The sequence below is a fragment of the Flaviflexus salsibiostraticola genome, from assembly GCF_003952265.1.
In the GTDB taxonomy this organism is placed as follows: domain Bacteria; phylum Actinomycetota; class Actinomycetes; order Actinomycetales; family Actinomycetaceae; genus Flaviflexus; species Flaviflexus salsibiostraticola.
The window spans coordinates 1791571-1815068 of the sequence record NZ_CP034438.1 but is presented as its reverse complement, the minus strand read 5'-3'; the positions used below and the strand labels follow the sequence as shown (position 1 = coordinate 1815068).

Below are 23498 nucleotides of genomic sequence, written 5' to 3'. Positions count from 1 at the left end.
CATCCACCCCTGTGGAAGCTCTCCAGAGTTATCCACAGAATCTCTCCACAGGTGGATAAGTACACCCATGTAATTCCGCGATCTGCCAGCGGTTAGACGGTAGTTCGATGAGGCAACTATCCCCAGCTGTGCACAACTCTGTGGATAAGCGAGGGAGGGTGTGAGAAACCGTGTTGTGGGAAAGAAATAAGTAATCCGCCCCACAGGGCGGATTCGGGAGGAACGTCCCAGCGCTCAGAGATAGATGAAATAGGCCGTACAGGCAAGGCCCGCCAGCACAGCTCCCGCTGCTGCGATGTTGGTCCACATCTTCTGGGACTTCGTATAGATGTACGCGAGCAGCATTCCGATGAGGAGTCCGCCGATATGGGACTGCCACGAGATCCCCTCGACAATGAATCCGAAGACGAGGTTGATGGCGAGGAGGATGAGCAGCGGTGTCGTGTCACGGGAGAGACCGCGTGCGATGACGAAGAGCGCGCCGAACAGCCCGAAGACTGCGCCTGAGGCACCGACGACGAAGGTGTAGTAGCTGATCCCCGTCGGGTCGGCTAGGGCGAGCACGGCGACATTGCCCGCGATCGCGGAGAGTGCATAGAGCCCGATGAAGCGCCATCGTCCGAGGACCGGCTCGATCGCCTGGCCGACAAGCCAGAGGGCATACATGTTGAAGATGAGATGCCAGAAATCGGCGTGGATGAAGGCGGAGCCGATGAACCGATACGGCTCGACCTCACCCAACCACGGCGCGAAGATGAGGGCTGAGTCGATCTCCGACCACAGCCGGCCCACTCCGTAGAGCGCCACGCAGATCGCGATGAGCGCGATGGTGACGACCGGGAGGGGCCGCCGTCGTCGGGGTCGTCTATCCGGATCCGGCGTGCGGTCAGCCGGCACCGGATCCGGATCGTCGGTCATGAAGAGACGGAGATGGAGTTGATGACGACGTCTTCGAGCGGGCGATCCTGTGCGTTCGTGGGGACCGCTGCGATGGCGTCGACGACGCCTCGCGACTCCTCGTCGGCGACGCGGCCGAAGATCGTGTGGTTGCCCTGCAGCCACGTCGTGGGGGCGACCGTGATGAAGAACTGCGAGCCGTTCGTGCCGCGACCCTGGATCTTGCCCGCGTTCGCCATTGCGAGCACGTAGGGCTCGGTGAACGTGAGCTCCGGGTGGATCTCATCGTCGAAGTTGTAGCCCGGGCCGCCGGTGCCCGTGCCGAGGGGGTCGCCGCCCTGGATCATGAAGCCGGGGATGATGCGGTGGAAGACAACGCCGTTGTACAGCGGCTCGGAGGTGCGCTCGCCCGTCTTCGGGTCCTGCCATTCGCGCTCGCCGGTCGCGAGCTCGGTGAAGTTGGCGACTGTCGCGGGGGCGTGGTTGGGGTACAGTTCGACGACGATGTCGCCATGATTCGTATGCAGTGTTGCTTTCATGTGGACCATCTTCCCACTAACAGCCCCCCGTCCCAACATCTCCTTGCGCCATCGGCGTATTTCACTGCCAAGTTTCCTCAAGGCCAGCAGAGGTGTTTGATGAGAGATAGACTTCATTGGGTTACTACCATCCACATGGAGGTGTCGAATGTTCGGCAAGAAGAAGAGCGCTCCAGAGCTGGCGAAGTCCCAGACTGGGGAATTGGGAGACGTGCTGAGCCGCCAGGCGCACGAGTGGGCAGAGCTCCTCGGCACCCGTGCGGGAAGCCTCAGCGAGCACGCGAAGCACTTCGCGGAGAAGGCGGGCAGCGAGGCCAACGTCTACGCAACCCGCGCGAGCAAGCAGGCCAAGCGCTACGCAGACCACGGCGCGAAGTGGGCCGCACCGAAGATCGAGACGGCGTCCCGCCGGGCACAGGATGCCACCCACCACGCGGGCGAGATGTGGGAGCAGGACTACCTTCCGCGCCTGCGCGCGGCCGCCGAGGCCGCCCGCATTGAAGCCGCCAAGGAGGGTGACCTCAAGAGCAGGGCGCAGGCCATCTCCGCCGCGTCCTCCAAGGCCCTCACGACGCCGCCCGCCAAGAAGAGGCGCGGCATGCGCTTCGGCTGGCTCGTCGTCGCCGCATCCGCCGCCGGCATCGGCTACGTCGTCTGGAAGCGCAGCCAGCCCGTCGAGGACCCGTGGGCAGAGGCCTACTGGGAGGACATCGCCGCTGAGGACGCCGCCGCGCGTGCCGCTGAGCCGACGCCCCCCGCCCCGGTCGACCCGGTCGCCGAGGCTCAGGCCGTCGTCAACGACCCCGTCCAGGGCGAGAAGGTCGACACGCCCCCGCTGAGCGAGGCCGAGGCGGCCGCACAGGCCGGTCTGGCCGATGCCGACCGCAGGTCGGATCTCGGCAAGCCCGAGAACAGCTAGTCAGAGACGAGGAGGAGGCCCGATGATTCGGGCCTCCTCCTTCGTATGCTGGGCTGGATCGGACTCAGAGGTCCTGCTCGGCGAGCCAGTCTGCGGCGATCGTCGAGGCCGGCAGCTGCTCGTTCACCGAGCGCGCATTGAGTGCGACGAGCGCGTCGGTATCCATTGCCGCGCTGATCCTGTTGATGATCTCCTCGGCCCCCTCGTCGACGTTCTCGGAGGCGATGGGCACGACGTGCGAGGCGAGGAACATGTTCTCGGTGTCCTCGAGCATGACGATGTCGAGATCGGCGATCTTCGGATCGGCGGTGTAGATGAGCGCCATCTGAATATCGTCGGCCTCGAGTGCGTTGACCGTCAGCTGGCCCCCGCCATCCTCAATCGGGGTGAACCCGACATCGACGCCGTAGAACTCCTTGAGACCATCGGGACCATTCGGCCTCGTCTCGAGCTCGGAGTTGCCTCCGATGACAATGGGGACATCCACATCGGCCAGGTCGGCGAGCGACTCGAGGCCCCACTCCTCCGCAAACTCCGTCGTCACGAAGTAGGCGTCCTGGTCGGTCGCCGGCGAGTAGTCGAGAAGGCGGATGCCATCGGGCGCGGCGCCGCCGAGCGCCTCGTAGACCTCATCGGCCTCCCTCACGTCCGTCTCACCCTCCCAGTAGCGCAGGAGCGGCCCGGAGTACTCGGGGAACAGGTCAATCTCGCCGGATTCGATGTCGGGAACGTAGGCCTCGCGCTGGCCGATGCGGAAGTCCCTCTTGACCTCGTACCCCTCCGCTTCAAGCGCCTGGGCGTAGATCTCGGCGATGATCTCGTTCGAGTAGTAGTCCTGGGAGCCGATGACGATCGCGTCGGCCTGCTGCTCCCCTCCAGACTCGAGCGGGTCGTCATCCGAACAGGCCGCAAGGCCCAGTCCGAGGACGGCTGCGATGGCGATGATGCGTTTCATAATGTTCCCTTTGCAGTAGCTGTGCTTGCCGGATCGGAGAGTCTGCGGGAGACGGAGTGGACGCCCGCAAGGATGAGTTCAAGAACGATGGCGAGAACCGAGACGAGGATCGCGCCGCCGAGCATGGGCGAATAGTCTCCACCCTTGAGGCCTGAGAATACATACCGACCCAGCCCATAGTCAGAGACATACGCGGCCAGGGTCGCCGTGGCCACGACCTGGAGGGTGGCGGCGCGGATCCCGCCGATGATGACAGGGGACGCGAGCGGCAGCTCCACCCGCGTGATGATCTGCCACTCGCTCATGCCGATCGCCCGCGCCGCATCGACCGTCTGCCGGTCGACGGATTCGACACCCGCGTAGGCCCCCGCGAGGAGCGACGGAATGGCGAGGACGAGGAGGGCGACGATCGGGGCCTTGAGCCCGATCCCCAGATAGAGGCCAACGAGGGTGAGCAGGCCAAGAGATGGAATGGCTCGGAGCGCGCCAGCAAGGCCCACGACCGCGGTCTTCCCGCGCCGCGAATGCCCGATGAGGATGCCGACTGGGATGGCGATGAGCGCGCCGAGGAGGACGACGAGGAATGTGATGCCGACGTGCTCGGCCAGGCGCTGAGGAATGCTGCCGGCCCCCGTCCAGCGGTCTGCATCGGTCAGCCAGGCGATCGTGTCCTCGAGGATCATGCCGGCACCGCCGATGTCGCCCTCGTCCATGGCGTGATCCGCCGACCGACGTACTGGACGATGCCGTCGAGGAGGAGCGCGACGATGACCGTCAGGAGGATGCCGGTGATGACGGAGGCGGGGATCGCCCGCTGGAAACCATCCGTGAAGAGGCTCCCGAGGCTCGGTATGCCGACCAGCGCCCCGATCGTCGTCAAGCCGACCGTGCTGACCGTGACGACGCGGACTCCGGAGATGATGACAGGGGTGGCGAGCGGCAGGTCGACCATCCACAGCATCTGCCGGTTCGAGTAGCCGACCGCGATCGCCGCCTCACGGACCGTCGTCTCGACCGACGCGAAGCCGTCCGCCGCGCTCCGCACGAGGAGGGCAACCCCGTAGGCGGTCAGCGCAATGATGATCGTCGTCGGCGACCGCAGGCTTGTGCCGAAGACGACGGGGATGACGATGAGGAGGGGCAGCGCCGGGATGGCGTACAGCAGCGTCGCGGCCGAGAGCAGCGGGCCGCCGACCCGTGGGTGGCGGAATGCGATTCGACCGATGGGGACAGCGAGGAGGATGGCAAAGATGATCGGCGGGATCGCGATCGACAGGTGGGTGAGGAGCAGCTCTCCGATGCGGCCCCAGGAGTGTGAGAGCCACGTCATCGCAGGAGCCCCGCCGGGCGGCCATCACCATCGACGACGATCCTGCGCCCCCCGATCTCCCTCACCGAGAAGTTCCGGTCGGCCCGGTCCGCTCCGATGAAGTCGCGCACGTACTGGTCCTTCGGATTGGCCAGAATCTCCTCCGGCGTCCCTGATTGCGCGATGACCCCACCCTGACGAAGGAGGACAACATCGTGGGCCACGTTGAACGCCTCGTCGATGTCGTGGGTGACGAGGACGATGGTCTTTCCAATCTCCCGCTGGAGCCTCCGCAGCTCATCCTGAAGGTCGCGGCGCACAATCGGATCCACGGCTCCGAACGGCTCGTCCATGAGGAGCACCGTGGGGTCGCCGGCGAGCGCCCGGGCGACGCCCACCCTCTGCTGCTGGCCGCCCGACAGCTGTGCCGGGTAGCGCCGGCCCATCGCCGCGCTCAGGCCCACGCGCTCCAGAAGTTCCGCAGCCGCCGACCTCGCCTCCCTCCGCTTCACACCCTGGAGAATCGGCACAGTCGCGACGTTGTCGATAACAGTTCGGTGCGGCAGGAGTCCGCCCGCCTGGAGGACGTACCCGATTGAGCGGCGCAGGGCGACTCTGTCGAGACTCGCCACGTCCCTGCCGGCCACGAGCACACTGCCGCGAGTCGGTTCGACCATCCGATTGACCATACGCAGGAGTGTGGTCTTGCCTGAGCCGGATGATCCGACGAGCGCCACGATCCTGCCATCGTCGACCGTGTAGGTGAAGCTGTCGACGGCAACGGTTCCATCCGGGTACGTCTTGCCCACCTCACGGAACTGGATCATGTGCGAACCTCGCTTTGTCTGACGGTGGTGCCAAGCTTAGCGACAAAGTGAGCCACATCTGTAACTTCCATCACGAGACGCAACCATGCGGCGACAACTATCGGGCGCGCCCTGTACCCGCCGCCGAGCATGCCGCAGGCCGATCGCGGCGAAGCCGGATCATCGTCGTGCCACGCTCACAGCTTCAATGGTGCGTGGGGAATGTTGCGACCGTCAGGGCGCTTGCCAGGACGGCTCGGTCGTTCGAGCGTGCCCCGGCGACAATGCAGAAGCGCGGCACCGAAGTGCCGCGCTTTCCTGTGGAGCCACGGGGACTCGAACCCCGAACCCTCTGCTTGCAAAGCAGATGCGCTACCAATTGCGCCATAGCCCCCTAGATCGTCGGAGCCGGGTCCGCGACCTCTTCCCATACTGCCTGATTGGCACGGTCCGCCGCAATCCTCAGCCACGCCGCATAGCCGACGCCGCTGGCGAGGAGGAGCATCACGAGCTTCTTCATGGTCACCAATCAGTTGGGAGTGGGCCTAGCTGGACTCGAACCAGCGACCTCTTCCTTATCAGGGAAGCGCTCTAACCGACTGAGCTATAGGCCCTCTGTACGTTGCTGCAACGTGCCAAACAAGGTTAACCCAGCGGCCGCTTCCCTACAAAACGGGCTGACCGTGAGCCTGCCGACACTTACATGTCTCGTGGCCGCCAGGATGATTCAACTGGCGGCCACGGCACTGCCGTTATCATACCGTGATCGTCTGTCGACCGCAATTCCATACAGCTCGCGGCCGGCGACGGTCACTCGTCGGTGATGGTGATGTGCGTACCGCCGACGAGCGCCGCGATCAGGTTGTAGAGAAGCGCCATGATTCCGCCGAGGAACGTGAAGAGGATGATGTCGATGACGGCGACGATGATCGAGAAGGAGACGACGCGGCCGAACTCGAGATACTGCATGAGCTCGAGCAGCGGTTCCGATCCGAGTGTCTCGAGAAGATCACGAATCGACGCGAACACGTTCATCGCATCGAACACCATCCACAGGACAACCGCCGACACGACGATCATGACACCGAGGCCAACCGCGAGGAGGAAGGAGACCTTGAGCGCCGACCACGGATCGATCCTCGAGATCGTCATATGAGCTCGGCGGATGCCGGGTCGGGTTCTCGCCGGCCTCGCCTCGGGCGCCTCAGCCTGTTTCGTCTCGTCGATGCTCATCACTCTCAGTCCTCATCGTCGGCATGGTCTACGTCAGACGCTACCGCACCGTCGTCCGTCGTCGCGTTGGGTTCGGTCTGGAGCGGCGCCTCGACGTCCGCGGGAGACGTCGATTCCGCCGATCCGGCAGACTCTGCGCTGTCCCCCGGCAGGCGGTCAACGGCGCTCTCGACGTTCTTCGCGATCGCGACGATCCTGTCGGTTGCATCGGGCCGAGCGAACATGACCCCCTGAGTGTTGCGTCCTGTCAACGACACCTCGGCCACTGCAGATCGTACGATCTTGCCGGAATTCATGATGACGAGGACCTCGTCGGTCGGCTGGGTGATGAGTGCACCGACGAGGTCGCCGCGCTCCTCCACCAGGTTGGCGACCTTGATTCCGTAACCGCCGCGGCCCTGGCTGCGGTATTCCGACACGCGTGTCCGCTTCGCGAACCCGCCCTCTGTCACAACGAACACCTCACAGTCATCGCGGACCACGTCCATCGACAGCAGCGAGTCGTCGTCACGGAACTTCATCCCGCGTACACCCGACGTGGCTCGGCCCATGGGGCGCAGGCTGTCGTCGTTCGCGCTGAAGCGGATCGATTGGCCCTTCTTCGAGACAAGGATGAGCTCATCACTGTCGTCGGCGAGCCGTGCCGCCACAACCTGGTCCGTCGACCCATCGACGTGCTCGCGCAGCCTGATGGCGATGAGGCCACCTGTGCGCGGGGAGTCGAAATCCGCGAGCTTCGTCTTCTTGACGAGGCCATCCTGGGTGGCGAGGACGAGGTACTCCGCGTCGGTGTACGACGAGATGTTGAGGGCGGTGACGATGTGCTCACCCGGCTGGAATGCAAGCAGATTCGCCACGTGCTGGCCCTTCGAATCGCGTCCTCCCTCGGGGATCTCGTAGCCCTTGATCCGGTAGACACGACCGAGGTTCGTGAAGAAGAGATGCCAGTCGTGGGTGGAGGCCACCCCGAATCGATCGATGACATCATCGCCGCGGAGCGAGGCTCCGCGCACGCCCTTGCCGCCGCGATGCTGGGCACGGTACTCCGACACCTTCGTACGCTTGGCGAAGCCGCCGCGGGTGACGGTGACGACGACATCCTCCTCGGGAATGAGGTCCTCGACTGACATCTCCCCATCGAAGGGAAGAATCCTCGTCCGACGCTCGTCACCGAACTTGTCGACGATCTCCGCGAGCTCCGATGACACGATCGAGCGCTGACGCTCAGGGCGGGCGAGGATGTCCTCGTAATCGAGCACCTCCGCTTCGGCCTTCGCGTAATCATCAAGAATCTTCTGCCGCTCGAGCGCGGCAAGCCTGCGCAGCTGGAGGGAGAGGATCGCATTCGCCTGCTCCGCGTCGATGTCGAGAAGCTCGATGAGGCCCTCGCGGGCGACGTCGGCCGTCGGCGAGCGACGGATGAGGGCGATGACCTCGTCAAGATTATCGAGCGCCTTGAGATAGGCGGTGAGGATGTGGAGAAGCTCCTTCGCCTTCCGGAGACGGAAGGTTGTCCGGCGCTGGATGACCTCGATCTGGTGGTTCACCCAATGCCGGATGAAGCCGTCGAGCGAGAGCGTGCGCGGAACGCCGTCGACGAGGGCGAGCATGTTGGCCGGGAAGTTGTTCTGCAGCTGCGTGTGCTTGTACAGGTTGTTGAGCACGACCTTCGCCACGGCATCCCGCTTGAGGACGATGACGATGCGCTGGCCGGCGCGGCCCGACGTCTCGTCGCGGATGTCGGCGATGCCGGGCAGGCGCCCCTCCTTGATCCCCTCGACCATCTTCTCGAGCAGCCGGTCGGGGTTGACCTGGTAGGGCAGGTCCGTGACGACGAGGCACTGACGACCATTGATCTCATCGACCTCGACAACCGCACGCTGCGTGATCGAGCCGCGGCCGGTGCGGTACGTGTCCTCAATGCCCTTCTTCCCGAGGATCGTTGCGCCGCTCGGGAAGTCCGGACCCTTGATGCGGAGCATGAGCTGCGCGAGCAGCTCCTCCTTCGTCACATCCGGGTTCTCGAGGAACCACTGGGCTCCCTCGGCGACCTCGCGGAGGTTGTGGGGCGGGATACGGGTCGCCATGCCGACCGCGATGCCCTCGGAACCGTTGACGAGCAGGTTCGGGAAACGTGCGGTGAGAACCTTTGGCTCCATGAGCGAGCCATCGTAGTTCGGCTCGAAATCGACGGTCTCCTGCTCGATGTCGCGCACCATCTCAACAGCGAGCGGCGCCATCCGCGCCTCGGTGTATCGGGGGGCTGCCGCCCCCAGGTCGCCGGCCGTACCGAAGTTGCCCTGGCCGGACACGAGCGGGTAACGCATGCTCCACGGCTGGACGAGGCGCACCATCGTGTCGTAGATCGCCGAGTCGCCATGCGGGTGGTAGTGACCCATGACATCGCCGACGATCTTCGCCGACTTTGAGAAGGACGAGGTCGGCCGGTAGCCGCCGTCCCACATCGCGTAGATGACGCGGCGGTGGACGGGCTTCATCCCGTCTCGGACGTCGGGCAGCGCACGCCCGACGATGACGGACATCGAGTAGTCGAGGTACGACTTCTCCATCTCCCGCTGGAGATCGACCTCGACGATTGCGCCGTGGTTGTAGACTTCGGTTTCTTCGCTCACTGCTGCCCTTAAATATCGAGGAAGCGCACGTCGTGCGCGTTGCGCTGGATGAAGCTCCTGCGGGATTCGACGTCCTCACCCATGAGGATCGAGAACGTCTCATCGGTCGCGGCCGCCTCGCCGATCTCCACCTGCTTGAGCGTGCGGGTCTCCGGGTTCATCGTCGTGTCCCACAGCTCGCTGTCGTTCATCTCGCCCAGGCCCTTGTAGCGCTGGATGGCGCCGACTGTCTTGTCCTTCGGGAGCCTCTTGCCAGCGGCTCTGCCCGCCTCGAGAGCCTCCTCCCGCTCCTTATCGGAGAAGACATAGTCGTGGGGGGCGTTCGTCCACTTGATCCGGTAGAGCGGCGGCATCGCGAGGAACACATGGCCCTCTTCGATGAGCGGCCGCATGTACCGGTAGACGAGGGTGAGCAGGAGCGTCGCGATGTGCTGGCCATCGACGTCGGCATCCGCCATGAAGATGACCTTGTGGTACCGCAGCTTGCTGATGTCGAACTCTTCGCCGACTCCGGTGCCGAAGGCGGTGATGAGGGACTGGATGGTATCGGACGAGAGCGCACGATCGAGCCGTGCCTTCTCAACGTTGAGGATCTTTCCTCGGATGGGAAGGATCGCCTGGTGCTTCGGATCGCGGCCGTTGACCGCTGACCCACCCGCCGAGTCGCCCTCGACGATGTAGATCTCGCACTCCGCGGGATTCCTTGATGTGCAGTCCTTGAGCTTGCCGGGCATCGACGCCGACTCGAGGACAGACTTGCGACGCGTCGCCTCACGGGCCTTCCTCGCCGCGATCCTGGCCTGGTAGGCCTGGGTCGACTTCCGAATGATGTCCCGCGCCTCGTTCGGGTGTGAGTCGAACCAGTCGGCGAGCTGCTGATAGGTCTGCTGCTGGACGAAGGTCCGGGCCTCGGTGTTGCCGAGCTTCGTCTTCGTCTGGCCCTCGAACTGCGGTTCGCCGAGCTTGACGGAGATGACGGCCGTGAGGCCCTCTCGAACGTCCTCGCCCGACAGGTTCGGATCCTTGTCCTTGAGGAGACTCTTCTCGCGGGCGTACTTGTTGATGATCGTCGTCAGCGCCGACCGGAATCCCTCTTCGTGGGTACCGCCCTCAGTCGTGTTGATCGTGTTCGCGAAGGTGTGGATCGATTCCGAGTAGGCACCCGTCCACTGCATCGCGATCTCGAGGGAGATCTGCTTCTCGGTGTCCTCCGATTCGAAGTAGATCGGGTCCGGGTGGACGAGCTCGACCTTCTTCATCCCGTTGAGGAACTTGACGTAGTCGAGGAGCCCGCCCTCATAGCGGTAGGAGACTTCGCGATGGCCCATGATCGGGTCATTCGCCGTGCCCTGTTCATCGCCCGTCACCTCGTCACCCTCGGGCACAGCCTCGGGGCGGTGGTCGATGAGCGTGATCCGCAGACCCTTGTTGAGGAACGCCATCTGGTGGAAGCGCTTGCGCAGAGTCTCGAAGTCGAAGTCGACCGTCTCGAAGATGCTCGGGTTCGGCCAGAAGGTCTGTGTCGTCCCCGTCTCGTCCGTCGCGATCCCCTGCTCGAGAGGTTCGACGGTGACGCCGTTCTCGTAGCCGATCGTCCAGTACGATCCGTCCCGCTTAATCTCTGTCGCCATCCGAGTCGACAGCGCGTTGACGACGGAGACGCCGACGCCGTGCAGGCCGCCCGACACCGCGTACCCGCCGTTGCCGAACTTGCCGCCGGCGTGCAGGACGGTCATCACGACCTCAACGGCAGGCTTACCCTCGGTCGGGTGCATCGCCACGGGGATTCCTCGCCCGTTATCGACGACCTGAACACCACCATTCTCCAGCAGCGTCACCTCGATATGGTCGCAGTACCCGGCGAGAGCCTCATCGACGGAGTTGTCGACGACCTCGTATACCAGGTGGTGCAGGCCCCGCTCGCCGGTCGAGCCGATGTACATGCCCGGTCGCTTGCGAACCGCCTCGAGGCCCTCGAGGACCGTGATGTCGGCGGCGTCATAGGCCTGATTCTCATCGACCGTGCCGGGCCGGCGGGTCTCGGGCGAGCGTTCGTCATCCACGTGCAGGATTCTCCTCATATAGGTTCAATGCAGACCGGCGTCCCCGATAACGTACTCAGAATCGCTTCTCGCGGCCTGGCCCCTGAGACCAGTAGGTCAACCCAGAATCGGGGCCCATCTCATTCTACCGGTATTTGTCGAAATGGCCTATTCAGAATGTCACTGATCGTAGGTATCTCGCGGGCCCCGCCCGGGCACCGAGAGGCGCCCATGCTTCCACGACACCTGCTGCACATTTCGCACGGTGATCGATTCGACGATCCCCTCGCCGATCGCGTCGACAATCGCCTTCTCCACCTGCGGAAGGAGTGAGCGCAGGTTGACTGCCCAGGAGTGCGACGAGGCGAGGATCGTGAGCGCACCATCCTCGAACTCCTCAAGGACGGCGTGCTTGGCAACCGTCGGGCCGACGATCTCCTCCCACGAGTTGCGCAGCTTCGCCACAGCCAGCTGCCGAGACCATCCGGCACCCGCCGTGAAACGGCCGAGCGTCTCCCCGATCGGACGCGGATCCCGCCACGACGGACGAGGGCCGGATCCGACGTCACCCCATCCCGGCCCCGGCGTCTGAATCGCCAGGTTCACGCCCGGGTCCTCACGGTGGGCGCCCTTGCCGACGAACGGCTTCGGTTTGCCGACTCTCCGATAGCCGTGGCGCACCTGCATCTCACGCGCCCGCTCGAGCGCGGCAAGGCACACGTCATCGCCCGTCGACCGACGGGCCTGCGCACGAGCCTCCTCAACGATCACGGGTCACGGTCCCGTCATGGACACGGAAGCGTGTGCCGTCGAGCTCCGGCGGAATGTCGTCGCCGACCGCCGCGGTGATGAAGACCTGTTCGGTGTCGACGATCATGTCCGCGAGGGCAGAGCGCCGGCGCAGATCGAGCTCGGCGAAGACATCGTCGAGGATGAGAATGGGATCGGATTCGTCGCCCTCACGCAGCAGCGCCCATTCGGCGAGCCGCAGGGCCAGCGCGTAGGACCACGTCTCGCCGTGCGATGCGAAGCCCTTGGCCGGCAGCGTCCCCAACCCGAGAACGAGGTCGTCGCGATGGGGTCCGACGAGGTTGATTCCTCTGTCGATCTCACGATCTCGGCGCTCCACGATCGATGCCCTGAGCCGCTCCCTGACGGCATCCACATCGAGCAGACCATCTTCTATCTCCTCGAGCGCGCCATAACCGGACGCCTCCAGGTCCTGCGGCGACGGAACTGCCGACGCCTGCCGGTCGACATTCGCCTCGTAGACGACGTGGGGTGTGCCCCGGCCGGGGGCGATCTTCTCGTACATCGTGACAACGTGGGGGCGAAGGTCTCGCACGAGGGCGGCACGATGAGCGACGATCTGGGCGCCGAGATCGGCCAATCGGTCATCCCACACAGCAAAGCTGATCTCGTCGACCGGCTGTCCTCGACGTCGCGCGGCGCCGGATGACTTGAGCAGTGCCGTGCGGTGGCGCAGAACCTTGTCATATTCGGTCTTGACGCCCGCCATTCGCGGCCGCTGCTGAATTGCGGCATCGTCAAGAAATCGACGTCGCACACCTGGGTCACCGGAGATGAGCTGCAGGTCTTCCGGGGCGAAGACGACGGCCCTGACAATCCCGAGGAGCTCGCGAGGCTTGACGGCGCCGCGATTGAGCCTCGCTCTGTTCGCCCTTCCGGCAAGGATCTCAATCTCGAGCATCGATTCCCGCTCGCCATTGTGTGCTTTGGCACGGATGACGGCGGCCGGCCCTCCCTGTCGGACGAGTGCGGCATCGGCCGCAACTCGGTGGGACGAGAACGTCGCGAGATAGGCGATCGCCTCGACGATGTTGGTCTTGCCCTGGCCATTCTCTCCAATGAACAGAGTGGCGCCCGGCTCGAATTCGAGAACCGCATTCGGGTAGGAGCGGAAGTCGTTGAGCGCAAGATTCGAGATCCACACGCTAGCAGCCGCCCCCTCTTGTCAAACCCCCGAAACAGTATCCCTCCACCACATCAATTGACACCGAACGCGCGGATCGGCATGAGCAGGACGCGGAAGTCGAGCGAGTCGTCACCCCCGAGCTCCTCCTGGGCCGACACAACGGCTGGCTTCGTCGAATGGGTGAAAGAGATTCGAACGTACGGCGCATTCGTCACGGTCAGGGCGTCAAGCAGGTACGACGGGTTGAACGCCATCGTGATGTCTTCGCCATTGAGGCTCGCCTGAAGCACTTCCTTCGCCTGGGCGGAATCGCCTCCCTGGCCCGCCTCGACCGTGACCTGACCCTCCGTGAAGGAGAGTCGAACGGCCGAGTTACGCTCGACGACGATCCTCGAGCGCTTGATCGCCTCGAGCAGATCCGTGCGAGAGACGACGGCATAGCCGTTGATGTCCTTCGGGAACAGCGAGCGCACCTGCGGGTAATCCCCGTCAATGAGCCGGGAGGTGCTCTCGCGGCCGACCGCGTCGAAACCGATCATCTTCGCGCTGCCGGCTTCATCCAGGGCGAGCGTGATAGGACCGGCCGAGCCGTAGGACTTTGCGATCTCGAGGAGTCGCGATGCTTTGACGAGGATTCGATCCGACACATCGGTCTTGGATGGGGACCAGGTCAGTTCGCGAACGGCGAGTCGATACCTGTCGGTCGCCATGAGCGTCATGTTCTCGCCATCGATCTCGAGGCAGACCGACACGAGCAGTGGCAGCGTCTCATCATGGGACGCTGCGGAGGACACCTGGGTGACCGCCTCGAGCCATTCCGAGCCATCGACGGTGCCGATGACGTCGTCCGTCGAGGGCAGGGACGGATATTCGTCGAGCGCCATCGAGTGAAGCGAGAAGCGGGCGCTGCCGCACACGAGTTCGAGCTTTGTTCCGTCGAGCTTGAGATCAACCGGCCGTCCGGGAAGGCTGCGGCAGATCTCGGCGAGGATCCGGCCGTTGACGAGGCACTCTCCCGAGGTGTCGACACTGGCCTCCGTCTCGACCAACGCTGTCGTCTCCGGGTCATACGCCGAGACCTGCAGCGTGCCTGCACTGTCGGCGACAAGCTTGATGCCCGCGAGGACGGGTATGGCTGGACGGCTCGGAATTGTTTTCGCTGCCCACGTGACAGCATCGGCAAGCACGTCGCGATCGACCCTCAGCTCCACCCTGGAGTCCTTCCTGTAAGTCCTGTAACTAGCATTACCTTACGCGACTTCCTCGCAGTGCGGATGGCGACTGCGGGAATCCGCGAACTGAGCCGGTTGAGGCATCTGTTGGCTCGAATTTCCAAAGAATATGTAATTTCAGAAGCAGTAGTAGGCCCTGTGGAACATGTTGAAAACCGACTCTTTCCCCGCATCGGCCACAATTCGCCTGTGGGAAGATCCTGGACGGCTCTGTGGATGATTTCGCAATTCTGTGGATTGAGCCATTCGAGACAAAATCGAATCCACAAATACGATGATTCATCCACAGAAATTGGCGAGTTGTCCTGCTTTGTCCACAGAATCTGTGGACAAGCCGAGTTTTCCTTATCCCCGCGCGTTCTTCGTGGCCGCCTGCTTGATCTGTGCTGTGAGAGCGGACACGTCGCCGAAGACCTGTTCCTTCTGCGCCATCTGGTTCGAGATCTTCCGGTAGGCGTGCATGACCGTGGTGTGGTCGCGACCGCCGAAAAGATCGCCGATCTTCGGCAGCGACAGGTCGGTCAGCTCCCTGCAGAGATACATGGCGATCTGTCGAGCCGTCACCATCATCCTCGTCCGATCCGGGGAACTGAGGTCATCGATGGTGATCCGGAAGTAGCTCGCGGTCTGAGCCATGATGAGGCCGGCCGTGATCTCGAGTGAATCCGGGTCGGCGATGATGTCCTTGAGCACCATCTCGGCGAGTGCCACCGTGAGGTCCTGCTTCGACAGATCGCAGTACGCGGTGACGCGCCGCAGTGCCCCTTCGATCTCACGGACGTTCGTCGCAACCTTCGTCGCGATGTACTCGGAGACGTCCGGGGGAACCGACAGGCCATCACTCGCCGCCTTGCGATTGATGATCGCCATGCGCGTCTCGAGGTCAGGGGGCCTGATATTGGCGGTGATGCCGGACGCGAAGCGCGAGATCATGCGGTCCTCGAAGTCGCGCAGCAGGTGCGGGGCAACGTCGGAGGAGATGACGATCTGCTTATTGGCGTTGGAGAGGGCATTGAACGTGTGGAAAAACTCCTCGACCGTGCCCTCTTTGTCGCCGAAGAATTGGATGTCATCGATGAGGAGGATATCGATCGAGCGGTAGCGCTCCTTGAAGCGATGCTTCGTGTTCTTGTCGAGCGAGTTGACGAAGTCGTTCGTGAACTCCTCGGCGGAGACGTACTTGACCTTGAGCTCCGGGTACAGATTGAGGGCGTAGTTCCCGATCGCATGCATGAGGTGGGTCTTGCCCATTCCCGAGTCGCCGTAGATGAACAGCGGACTATAGGTCTGACCCGGCGCCTCGGCGACGGCGAAGGAGGTCCCGTGCGCGAATCGGTTGGACTCGCCGATGACGAAGGAGTCGAATGTGTACCGCGGATTGAGCCCGGCCGTCCGCAGTGTCGTCTCCGAGGCGCCGGGTCCTCGACGGGGCCGATCCGCAGCGGCATCAGCCGCCGAGGCAACAGACAGGGCATCGTCCCTCGGATCAAAGGACATGGCGGAAGGACTGACAGGCTCGGCGTATTCCGTGTGCGTCGATGCGGGCGTCGGTTCCGGCGTGAATCCGCGGGAATGAATGGGTTCAGATGTCTGCTGGAGCGGAGCCTCGCCCAGCGACGAATCCACAGAGATGAGGATGCGCTTCTCCCGGCCGAGTATGTCGGTGAGCTTGCCCTCCATTGCCCGTGAGGCGTTCTCCTCGATCCACGACTTGATGAAGTCCGAGCTCACGGCGACGACGAAGATGTCGTCCACGGTCGCAAGCGGGTGCGCCATGCGGACGAAAGCGGTCTGTGAGTCGGTCAGTTCGTCTTCAGCTCGAAGGAGCTCAATGGCAGCGGTCCAGGCATCAAGGGCAACGCGAGGATCTGACATTGAGGAACTCCTTGTGTGAAAGCGGGCCGCTGCTCGCGGGTACTCGCCTCATCGTAGGCCAGATTCCTCGTTCCACGACACGTTTGGCGGGCCTCTCTCCACAGCCTTATCCACAACTGTGGAAAAGTTCGAGGGTGGTTTTTCGGCCTGAGCTTTGGCCAAACCATGGAACTACAATATTGTGATTACACAGCTGTGGATGAAACTTTTTCCCCGGATGTGAATTACGTCGACGACAAATTTTCATGCGGTCCCGGTGCCGGTGAGACTGCTCACCTCACCAGGCATCTCATTGACCCGTCGCACCCTTTTGCCTAGTCTTTTCTGGTTATGTGGCTATCGACCGACTCGTTAGCCGACGACCGAGTGGAGATCATCATGGTGAAGCGGACTTTCCAGCCCAACAACCGCAAGCGTTCGAAGGTGCACGGCTTCCGCAAGCGCATGGCTACCCGAGCCGGCCGCGCGATTCTGGCCGGTCGCCGTCGCAAGGGCCGCGCAAAGCTCTCTGCCTGAGTCGCTGAGGGCTCGTGCTTCCGGCGCACAACCGTATGCGGACGTCCGGAGACTTTCGGGCCACGATCAGAGGCGGAGTTCGAGGCAGGGCACATAGCCTCATGGTCCACCTCTGTTCTCCGGACAGAGCGGGCACAGCCGACCAGGATTCTGCCCTGGTCGGCTTCGTCGTGCCGAAAACCGTTGGCAACGCGATCAAGCGCAACCGTGTCCGGCGGCAGCTGCGCCATCTCATGCGGGATCGCCTCGACCGACTGCACCCGGGTGAGAGTCTCGTCATCCGCGTCTTCCCCGACGCCGCGGGACTGACCGCCGACGCACTCGCAAGGGACCTGGATCGCGCATGGTCGAACGCAACGGGTCTGAGTCGATGAGTATCGTGGCCCGGGCGCTGTCCGCCATTATCCGCTTCTATCAGCGGCGCATTTCACCACGTTTCGCGCCGCGATGCCGGTACTACCCGAGCTGCTCCTCCTATGCGCTCGAGTCGGTTCAGATCCACGGTGCGGGCAAGGGTACACTGATAGCCACTTGGCGTATTCTCCGATGCAACCCGTGGTCCAAAGGTGGAGCCGACTATGTTCCTGAGAAGGGGGCATGGCCCGGCAGGCCGCTGGGACACAGTGAGCTCCTCAGTCTGTGGGGCGAAGAAGAGGCCAGCAGTTCTGCCGCGTCCAGAGAGAATCACTCAGGCGAGGACAGCGTGCCGCATGAGGCACAGCAGAACACGAATATTGACGGGCCGCGCGAGCGGCATGACTGCGAGACTAGGAAAGACTGAGCCTTGGATACCATCCTCTTCCCCATTATGTGGGTCATCGCGTGGATCATGGACATCATCCACCGCGGGCTCACAGCCATCGGTCTTGCCGATGGCGCCGGCTCGGCGTGGGTGTGGTCGATCGTCGGCCTCACCGTCGTCGTCAGGATCCTGATCCTGCCCCTGTTCAAGAAGCAGATCAATTCCTCTCGCGCCCAGCAGCTCATCCAGCCGGAGCTGAAGAAGCTGCAGAAGAAGTACAAGGGTAAGAAGGACACGTACTCTCAGCAGCGCATGCAGGCGGAGATGCAGGCGATCTACAAGGATGCAGGCACCTCTCCGTTCGCGGCGTGTATGCCGCTCCTCATCCAGACGCCCATTTTCCTCGCGCTGTTCCGGGTTCTCAATAACGTTGTTCCGATCGCTGAGGGAAGCCGCGGCGCCATTGGTCCTCTTGATCAGGCGGCAGCGCTGGAGATCGAGTCATCAAAGGTATTCGGTGCTCCTCTTGCAGCCTCGTTCAACCAGCCGACGCTCGGCGGCGGCGACGAGCTCACCGTCCGCATTGTCGCGATGATTCTCGTCATCATCATGTCGGCCACGATGTTCGTGTCGCAGCGCATGATGATCTCGAAGAACATGCCGGAGGAGGCCAAGAGCTCCGACAACCCGATGTACCGGACGCAGCAGATCATGATCTGGCTCTTCCCGGTCATCTTCCTTGTCTCAGGCATTGCTTTCCCCGTTGGCGTTCTCATCTACTGGGTCGTCTCCAATATCTGGTCCTTCGGCCAGCAGCTCTACATGATCACCAACGCACCGGCACCCGGCTCTGACGCCTACAAGGCGAAGGAGAAGCGTGACCGTGAACGCCGTATCAAGAAGGGTCTTCCTCCGGAGGAGAAGGCCGAATCGACCGTGGTCGAGGAGACGAAGGGTCAGCGTCAGCAGCCGGTTGGGAAGAACCGGGCGAAGAAGCGTGGAATCGACAAGGACGAGGCCAAGAAGATCATTCCCGGAGCCGAGCCCGAGCCCACCGCAGAACTCGAGGAAACGCCGGTTTCGCAACCGAAGAAGAAGTCGAAGAAGCAGCGCCGCGCCGATGCACCCCAGCCATCAGCCGAAGCTGAGCGCGAGCCTGAGGACATCGTGGACGAGGCGGTGGAGCACATCGCTGAAGACCTCGAAGAGGTCGACAAGGGTGGGCTGACGGCTGCCGAGAGGGCCGCCGTCAGGGCCGCACGACGTGCCGAGCAGCGTCGCATCCAGCGCGAAAAGCGCAAGGGCAAGTAGTACAGATCAATGCTTTGAAGCGCTGTTCGCTTCACATACACAGATAGGGACATCATGCCTGACTCGAAAGACCGCGAGGACCTGATCAAGCGCCTCGACGCAGAGGGCGACATTGCCGCAGATTACCTCGAGGAGCTTCTCGATATTGCTGACCTTGACGGCGATATCGACATCTCGATCGAGGCTGATCGGGCCAGCCTTGCCATCGTCACCGACGACGGCTCGGATCCCCGACTCAAGAAGCTTGTCGGCAAGAACGGAGAGGTCCTTGATGCTCTTCAGGAGTTGACTCGCCTCGCCGTGCAGACGGCGACTGGTGAGAGGTCGCGCCTCATGCTCGACATCGATGGTTACCGTGCACACCATCGAGAGCGCGTGCTGGCTCTCGCCAAGAAGGCGATCAAGGATGTTCTCGAAAGCGGAGAAGAGAAGCACCTCGAGCCGATGAACCCGTTCGAGCGGAAGGTCGTTCACGATGCTGTCGCCGCTGCGGGTCTTGCATCCGACTCGGAAGGCGTCGGCCCGAATCGTCACGTCGTCATCGGTCTCGCGGATGACGAGGACGACGCTGAGGAGTATGTCGATGACAGCGAGGATTATGAGGACGGCGACGGCGATGACACCGAGGACGAAGACTAGTCTCTATGCGTCACGATGACACCCCCTCCAACGGTCCCGAGCTGCTCGGTGACAGTTGGGAGAAGCTGGATACCTACGCCCAGATGCTTTGGGACCAGGGCGAGGAGCGGGGCTTGATCGGTCCCCGGGAACTCCCGAGGCTTTGGTCGCGTCACATCCTTAACTCGATGGCGATCAATTCCTTCATTCCGGACCGCGCGGTCACGATCGACGTTGGGTCAGGCGGCGGCCTCCCAGGAATTGTGCTCGCAGCGACTCGACCCGATGTGCATGTTCATCTGGCTGAGTCGATGGAACGCCGGGTCGCGTGGCTCAGCGAAGTGACCGACGCCTTGGACCTTTCCAACGTGACGATCCATCGCACAAGGATTGAAGAGCTGCATGGTGAGTTCCAAGTCCAGGTCGTCACCGCCCGTGCAGTCGCGGCCCTCAAGAAGCTGATTCCAATGGCAATGCCTGTCCTCAAGAGTGGCGGTCACTTAGTCGCGCTCAAGGGAGAGCGCGCCGGTATCGAGATCGACGATGCACAGTCGGTGTTCAAGAAGAACAAGGTGGCGTGGGTTGACCTTCACGTCGTGGACGTCCCGGGGACCGACGAGGCGACACGCGTCGTTGTGGCCGAAAAGAAGTGACAAGATATAGTCTTACTGTAATGCTATAGTAGGATTGGCTTGACCGCGCGATGTAGGTGACTCAGATGGTCAGTACTGTCATTGCCTATGTACATGGCCGGCTATCCTCCTGAACCCTTTTCGAACTGAGCGTTTTCCGGAGATCTTTTCGTTCCGATTGACGGTCAGCGTCGTTGACTGTTGCCGGAAGTATCTACGTCGACAAACTGTCTCCACAAGGTTGATTGGAGGCACCCACCTGCGTATCTCCCCGGCGGGCAGTGCTCCGGTTCGAGTGCTGTGCCGGCGATGTCCCCCGTGTATTGTTTCACGTGAAACGGTTCAGCTCTCGCGGCCCGGCGTCTGACGTACATTCACATTTTCACGAGCCGGGCTCCCTCCCCGCAGCCATCGACCTCTTCACTCTGTCTCTCCATCGATGCACCCCGCATTAACCCTCATCGCAACGCCTTGATAGCTAGCCGCAGTTTTGGCTGATCGTTACCCTCAATCAGTTTCTTCCGAATCGTCACGGATGGTGGCACATAGGACGTCGAAGCCGCATTGCGGTGCAACGCCTCGTTGGGGTCTGCTATACCATGGTTTCTTACTCACATTCGGGGGCTTGTCACAGTTGGAAAGCCGGCCTTCACTAAGGCGTGCGCATAAATGGTAACTACGCGCTCGAACGCTAGAGCCTTTTCGCATGTCACGTATTGCGTGGCCCATAATCCCACTGTCCCGAGTGTCGGCCGGAAACGGGCGACGTGAGTGTTTCACGTGAAACGGCTACAAGAAGGCAAGATAACCTCCCGCAAACCGACTACGCTCAACTGGTGTTTCACGTGAAACACGGGTGAGGCGGACTGTGGCGTGTCAGTAGCGATCGATCAAAACAACTCTCGAATTCTAGGACTAGCGCATATTCGAGTCGCGCAGGTACAAGGTCGGCAGGTCATGTGCTGCGGTCTCGAACCGGTGCGCACAGATTGTACGTCATTAGCGTGGACGCGTGGTTTCACGTGAAACGCGACCTGAGCAAGTACACGGTTGTACCCTCGACCGGACGGCAGATCACTGCCTCGAACACAGACGTCAGTTTGTTCGCAGTGTTTCACGTGAAACTTGGAGCGAGGAACGACCGCGCATCGACAACCGCAGCTTTACTCAATGGCCGTAGTGTCACGAAAAAACGTACGACGTGTTTCACGTGAAACACGCATATGGCTTCCCGGAAAATCTACCGTCGGTGCGTAGAATCAAGGCATAAGAACAACAGGAGTTCGAATGGCTGATCCCCGTAACAAGCAATTGCGCTCACAAACAGCGCGAAACTCAACCTTTTACGACACTATCGCGACCGAGAGCGCCGGCTCGCCAATCGCCTCAGAGCTGGCTCACACCAAATCTGCACGTCAGAGGCTCATGGAGGCGGATTTTGCGAAGCCCATAAGTACCAGGATCATGGCCGTCACCAACCAAAAGGGCGGTGTCGGCAAGACAACTACAGCCGTCAACATTGCCGCGGCCTTGGCAAAGCATGGGCTGAACGTGTTGGTGATCGACTCTGACCCGCAGGGCAATGCCTCGACCGCACTTGGCATCGAGCATCACTCCGAAGTCGCCTCAATCTATGACGTGCTCCTGGGGGACATGTCTATCCGCGAGGTTGTACAGCACAGCGAAGAAGGCCCTGCACTCTCTGTTGTGCCGGCGACCATAGAACTGTCTGGCGCCGAAATCGAGCTGGTCACAGTGAAGAATCGGGAAAGCCGATTGAAGGCAGCTCTCGATGATTACCTCAGTTCAGCTGAAGACAATGGCGAGGCACGGTTGGACTACGTCCTGATCGATTGCCCGCCCAGTCTTGGTCTTCTGACCATCAATGCGATGGTCGCGGCCAACGAGGTCTTCATCCCTATTCAGTGCGAATACTACGCGCTCGAAGGCCTCAGCCAGCTGCTCAATAACGTCCAGCTCGTCAAAAACGCCTTCAACGAAGTACTTGATATTTCAACTATCCTGTTGACGATGTTCGATCGTCGGACAAACCTCGCGAACGAGGTGGCCCAGGACGTGCGGGAGCACTTCCCGGACAAGACGCTCAACACCAAAATTCCGCGATCCGTTCGAATTTCTGAGGCACCGAGCTTCGAACAGACAGTCATCACGTACAACCCCTCCTCGCCTGGTGCCATTGCGTATGAGCAGGCAGCGTTGGAGATCGTGAAGCAGGGGGCGAAGTAATGGCAGAACGGCGGAAAACTCCGGCGCGCAAGAGTCTCGGGAAGGGAATCTCGGCGCTATTCCCTGCACCCCAAGAGACCGACGGTGACCTCCCCAAGCGGCAGGCGATCGATGTCTTCTTCGGTGACGGCCCATTGACGGCTGTCGAATCCGCACCTACTCCGGAGGCACTCGACCAAGTGGAGACTCCGGAGCCCTACGTGCCAACACCAGACGAACCTGCGGGGCTCGTTCCCGTACCAGGCGCGGTGCTCACTGAGATTCCTGTTGACCAGATTTTTGCCAATACGAAGCAGCCCCGCACAGTCTTCGACGAGGACGAACTGGCCGAGCTCGCAGACTCCATCGCCGAGGTTGGATTACTCCAACCCATTGTCGTGAGACATGTTCCCGATGGAGGATATGAGCTCATCATGGGCGAGCGTCGCTGGCGCGCCTCGGCGAGAGCTGGCCTGGAGTCGATTCCGGCAATTGTCCGCGATACCGCCGATGATGATCTGCTTCGCGATGCTCTGTTGGAGAACCTCCATCGCGTCGAGTTGAATCCCCTCGAAGAGGCCTCCGCCTATCAGCAGCTTCTCGAGGACTTCGGATGCACGCAGGAGGAGCTGTCGCGCCGAATCGCACGCTCGCGACCGCAGATCTCCAATACACTTCGGCTGCTCAAGCTGCCGCCCCTCGTGCAGCGGCGGGTCGCCGCGGGAGTGCTCTCAGCCGGGCACGCACGGGCACTGCTAGGACTGACAGATCCTGCTGCCATGGAACGCCTCGCTCAGCGGATCGTCGCAGAGGGCCTCTCGGTTCGCGCCGTCGAAGAGATCGTCGCGCTGGGTGACGAACCGCGTGTGCGTTCTGCAGGGCGGGCTACTCGCGAGACGGCTCCACAGCTCATGCGACTGTCGGAAGACCTGTCCAACAGGCTCGATACCCGCGTCAAGATTCGCTTGGGCGCACGGAAGGGGACGATGACCGTGGACTTCGGCTCAATCGAGGATCTCAACCGCATCCTCGACGTCCTTTCGCTGCCCGTCGAACGGATTCCGGACGGCGTGTAGG

General features: G+C 62.3%; 23 protein-coding genes and 2 tRNA genes. 9 read left to right on the top strand and 16 right to left on the bottom strand.

Annotation, left to right across the window (positions count from 1 at the left end; translation table 11 throughout):
* Window positions 1–234 precede the first annotated feature (234 nt).
* A complete protein-coding gene (locus EJO69_RS08345; RefSeq protein ID WP_126040946.1) occupies window positions 235–918 on the bottom strand; it encodes a rhomboid family intramembrane serine protease in 684 nt (227 codons plus the stop codon).
* On the bottom strand, window positions 915–1436 hold the full coding sequence (locus tag EJO69_RS08340) for a peptidylprolyl isomerase (protein ID WP_126040944.1): 522 nt from the start codon (window positions 1434–1436) through the stop codon (window positions 915–917). Before EJO69_RS08340 ends, EJO69_RS08345 begins: the two co-directional genes overlap by 4 nt.
* A gap of 148 nt (window positions 1437–1584) precedes the next feature.
* Here EJO69_RS08340 and EJO69_RS08335 point away from each other — a divergent pair, with 148 nt between their 5' ends.
* On the top strand, window positions 1585–2355 hold the full coding sequence (locus EJO69_RS08335) for a hypothetical protein (RefSeq protein WP_126040941.1): 771 nt from the start codon (window positions 1585–1587) through the stop codon (window positions 2353–2355).
* Window positions 2356–2419: 64 nt separating this feature from the next.
* Here EJO69_RS08335 and EJO69_RS08330 read toward each other — a convergent pair whose 3' ends face one another.
* From EJO69_RS08330 to dnaA, 14 genes are all read right to left on the bottom strand, one after another.
* A complete protein-coding gene (locus EJO69_RS08330) occupies window positions 2420–3310 on the bottom strand; it encodes an ABC transporter substrate-binding protein (protein ID WP_126040939.1) in 891 nt (296 codons plus the stop codon).
* Complete coding sequence (locus EJO69_RS08325; protein ID WP_211331398.1) at window positions 3307–4023, bottom strand: ABC transporter permease; 717 nt, start codon at window positions 4021–4023, stop codon at window positions 3307–3309. The genes EJO69_RS08330 and EJO69_RS08325 overlap by 4 nt, the downstream gene beginning before the upstream one ends.
* Window positions 3990–4640, bottom strand: coding sequence for an ABC transporter permease (locus tag EJO69_RS08320; protein WP_126040937.1), 651 nt, complete (start codon window positions 4638–4640; stop codon window positions 3990–3992). Before EJO69_RS08320 ends, EJO69_RS08325 begins: the two co-directional genes overlap by 34 nt.
* On the bottom strand, window positions 4637–5446 hold the full coding sequence (locus EJO69_RS08315) for an ABC transporter ATP-binding protein (protein ID WP_126040935.1): 810 nt from the start codon (window positions 5444–5446) through the stop codon (window positions 4637–4639). Before EJO69_RS08315 ends, EJO69_RS08320 begins: the two co-directional genes overlap by 4 nt.
* 300 nt (window positions 5447–5746) lie before the next feature.
* Window positions 5747–5819, bottom strand: a tRNA-Ala gene (locus EJO69_RS08310).
* Window positions 5820–5945 carry a DLW-39 family protein gene (locus EJO69_RS12440; protein ID WP_211331397.1) on the bottom strand — a complete coding sequence of 42 codons (126 nt, stop codon included), beginning with the start codon at window positions 5943–5945 and terminating at the stop codon, window positions 5820–5822. It lies immediately after the preceding tRNA gene.
* 20 nt (window positions 5946–5965) lie between these two features.
* Window positions 5966–6039: transfer RNA gene (locus tag EJO69_RS08305), tRNA-Ile, on the bottom strand.
* A gap of 196 nt (window positions 6040–6235) precedes the next feature.
* The gene (locus EJO69_RS08300) at window positions 6236–6658 is read right to left on the bottom strand and encodes a DUF3566 domain-containing protein (protein WP_245993591.1); all 423 of its coding nucleotides are present in this window, start codon (window positions 6656–6658) and stop codon (window positions 6236–6238) included.
* A gap of 5 nt (window positions 6659–6663) precedes the next feature.
* A complete protein-coding gene (gene gyrA / locus EJO69_RS08295) occupies window positions 6664–9291 on the bottom strand; it encodes a DNA gyrase subunit A (protein ID WP_126040934.1) in 2628 nt (875 codons plus the stop codon).
* A gap of 8 nt (window positions 9292–9299) precedes the next feature.
* Entirely contained in the window at window positions 9300–11372 is a 2073-nt protein-coding gene (gene gyrB, locus EJO69_RS08290) for a DNA topoisomerase (ATP-hydrolyzing) subunit B (RefSeq protein WP_126040932.1), read from the bottom strand.
* 141 nt (window positions 11373–11513) lie between these two features.
* Window positions 11514–12104, bottom strand: a complete 591-nt coding sequence (locus tag EJO69_RS08285) for a DciA family protein (protein ID WP_126040930.1) — start codon at window positions 12102–12104, stop codon at window positions 11514–11516.
* A complete protein-coding gene (gene recF, locus EJO69_RS08280; protein WP_126040928.1) occupies window positions 12094–13287 on the bottom strand; it encodes a DNA replication/repair protein RecF in 1194 nt (397 codons plus the stop codon). The genes EJO69_RS08285 and recF overlap by 11 nt, the downstream gene beginning before the upstream one ends.
* A 53-nt stretch (window positions 13288–13340) precedes the next feature.
* On the bottom strand, window positions 13341–14480 hold the full coding sequence (gene dnaN, locus EJO69_RS08275; RefSeq protein ID WP_126040926.1) for a DNA polymerase III subunit beta: 1140 nt from the start codon (window positions 14478–14480) through the stop codon (window positions 13341–13343).
* 366 nt (window positions 14481–14846) lie between these two features.
* Window positions 14847–16376, bottom strand: a complete 1530-nt coding sequence (gene dnaA, locus EJO69_RS08270) for a chromosomal replication initiator protein DnaA (protein ID WP_126040924.1) — start codon at window positions 16374–16376, stop codon at window positions 14847–14849.
* A 378-nt stretch (window positions 16377–16754) separates the two neighbouring features.
* Here dnaA and rpmH point away from each other — a divergent pair, with 378 nt between their 5' ends.
* The 8 genes from rpmH to EJO69_RS08230 all read left to right on the top strand — a co-directional run bounded on the left by rpmH (window position 16755) and on the right by EJO69_RS08230 (window position 23497).
* Entirely contained in the window at window positions 16755–16892 is a 138-nt protein-coding gene (rpmH, locus tag EJO69_RS08265; RefSeq protein WP_126042460.1) for a 50S ribosomal protein L34, read from the top strand.
* Between the two features lie 35 nt (window positions 16893–16927).
* On the top strand, window positions 16928–17266 hold the full coding sequence (rnpA, locus tag EJO69_RS08260; protein WP_245993587.1) for a ribonuclease P protein component: 339 nt from the start codon (window positions 16928–16930) through the stop codon (window positions 17264–17266).
* On the top strand, window positions 17236–17673 hold the full coding sequence (gene yidD / locus EJO69_RS08255) for a membrane protein insertion efficiency factor YidD (protein ID WP_342769200.1): 438 nt from the start codon (window positions 17236–17238) through the stop codon (window positions 17671–17673). The genes rnpA and yidD overlap by 31 nt, the downstream gene beginning before the upstream one ends.
* A gap of 3 nt (window positions 17674–17676) precedes the next feature.
* A complete protein-coding gene (gene yidC, locus EJO69_RS08250; RefSeq protein WP_126040920.1) occupies window positions 17677–18945 on the top strand; it encodes a membrane protein insertase YidC in 1269 nt (422 codons plus the stop codon).
* Between the two features lie 54 nt (window positions 18946–18999).
* Window positions 19000–19584: a Jag family protein gene (locus EJO69_RS08245; protein ID WP_126040918.1), complete on the top strand. Its 585-nt coding sequence runs from the start codon at window positions 19000–19002 to the stop codon at window positions 19582–19584.
* A 5-nt stretch (window positions 19585–19589) separates the two neighbouring features.
* Window positions 19590–20216 carry a 16S rRNA (guanine(527)-N(7))-methyltransferase RsmG gene (gene rsmG, locus EJO69_RS08240; protein WP_126040916.1) on the top strand — a complete coding sequence of 209 codons (627 nt, stop codon included), beginning with the start codon at window positions 19590–19592 and terminating at the stop codon, window positions 20214–20216.
* Window positions 20217–21482: 1266 nt separating this feature from the next.
* The gene (locus EJO69_RS08235) at window positions 21483–22442 is read left to right on the top strand and encodes a ParA family protein (protein WP_126040914.1); all 960 of its coding nucleotides are present in this window, start codon (window positions 21483–21485) and stop codon (window positions 22440–22442) included.
* Window positions 22442–23497, top strand: a complete 1056-nt coding sequence (locus EJO69_RS08230) for a ParB/RepB/Spo0J family partition protein (protein ID WP_126040912.1) — start codon at window positions 22442–22444, stop codon at window positions 23495–23497. Before EJO69_RS08235 ends, EJO69_RS08230 begins: the two co-directional genes overlap by 1 nt.
* Window position 23498: the final 1 nt, after the last annotated feature.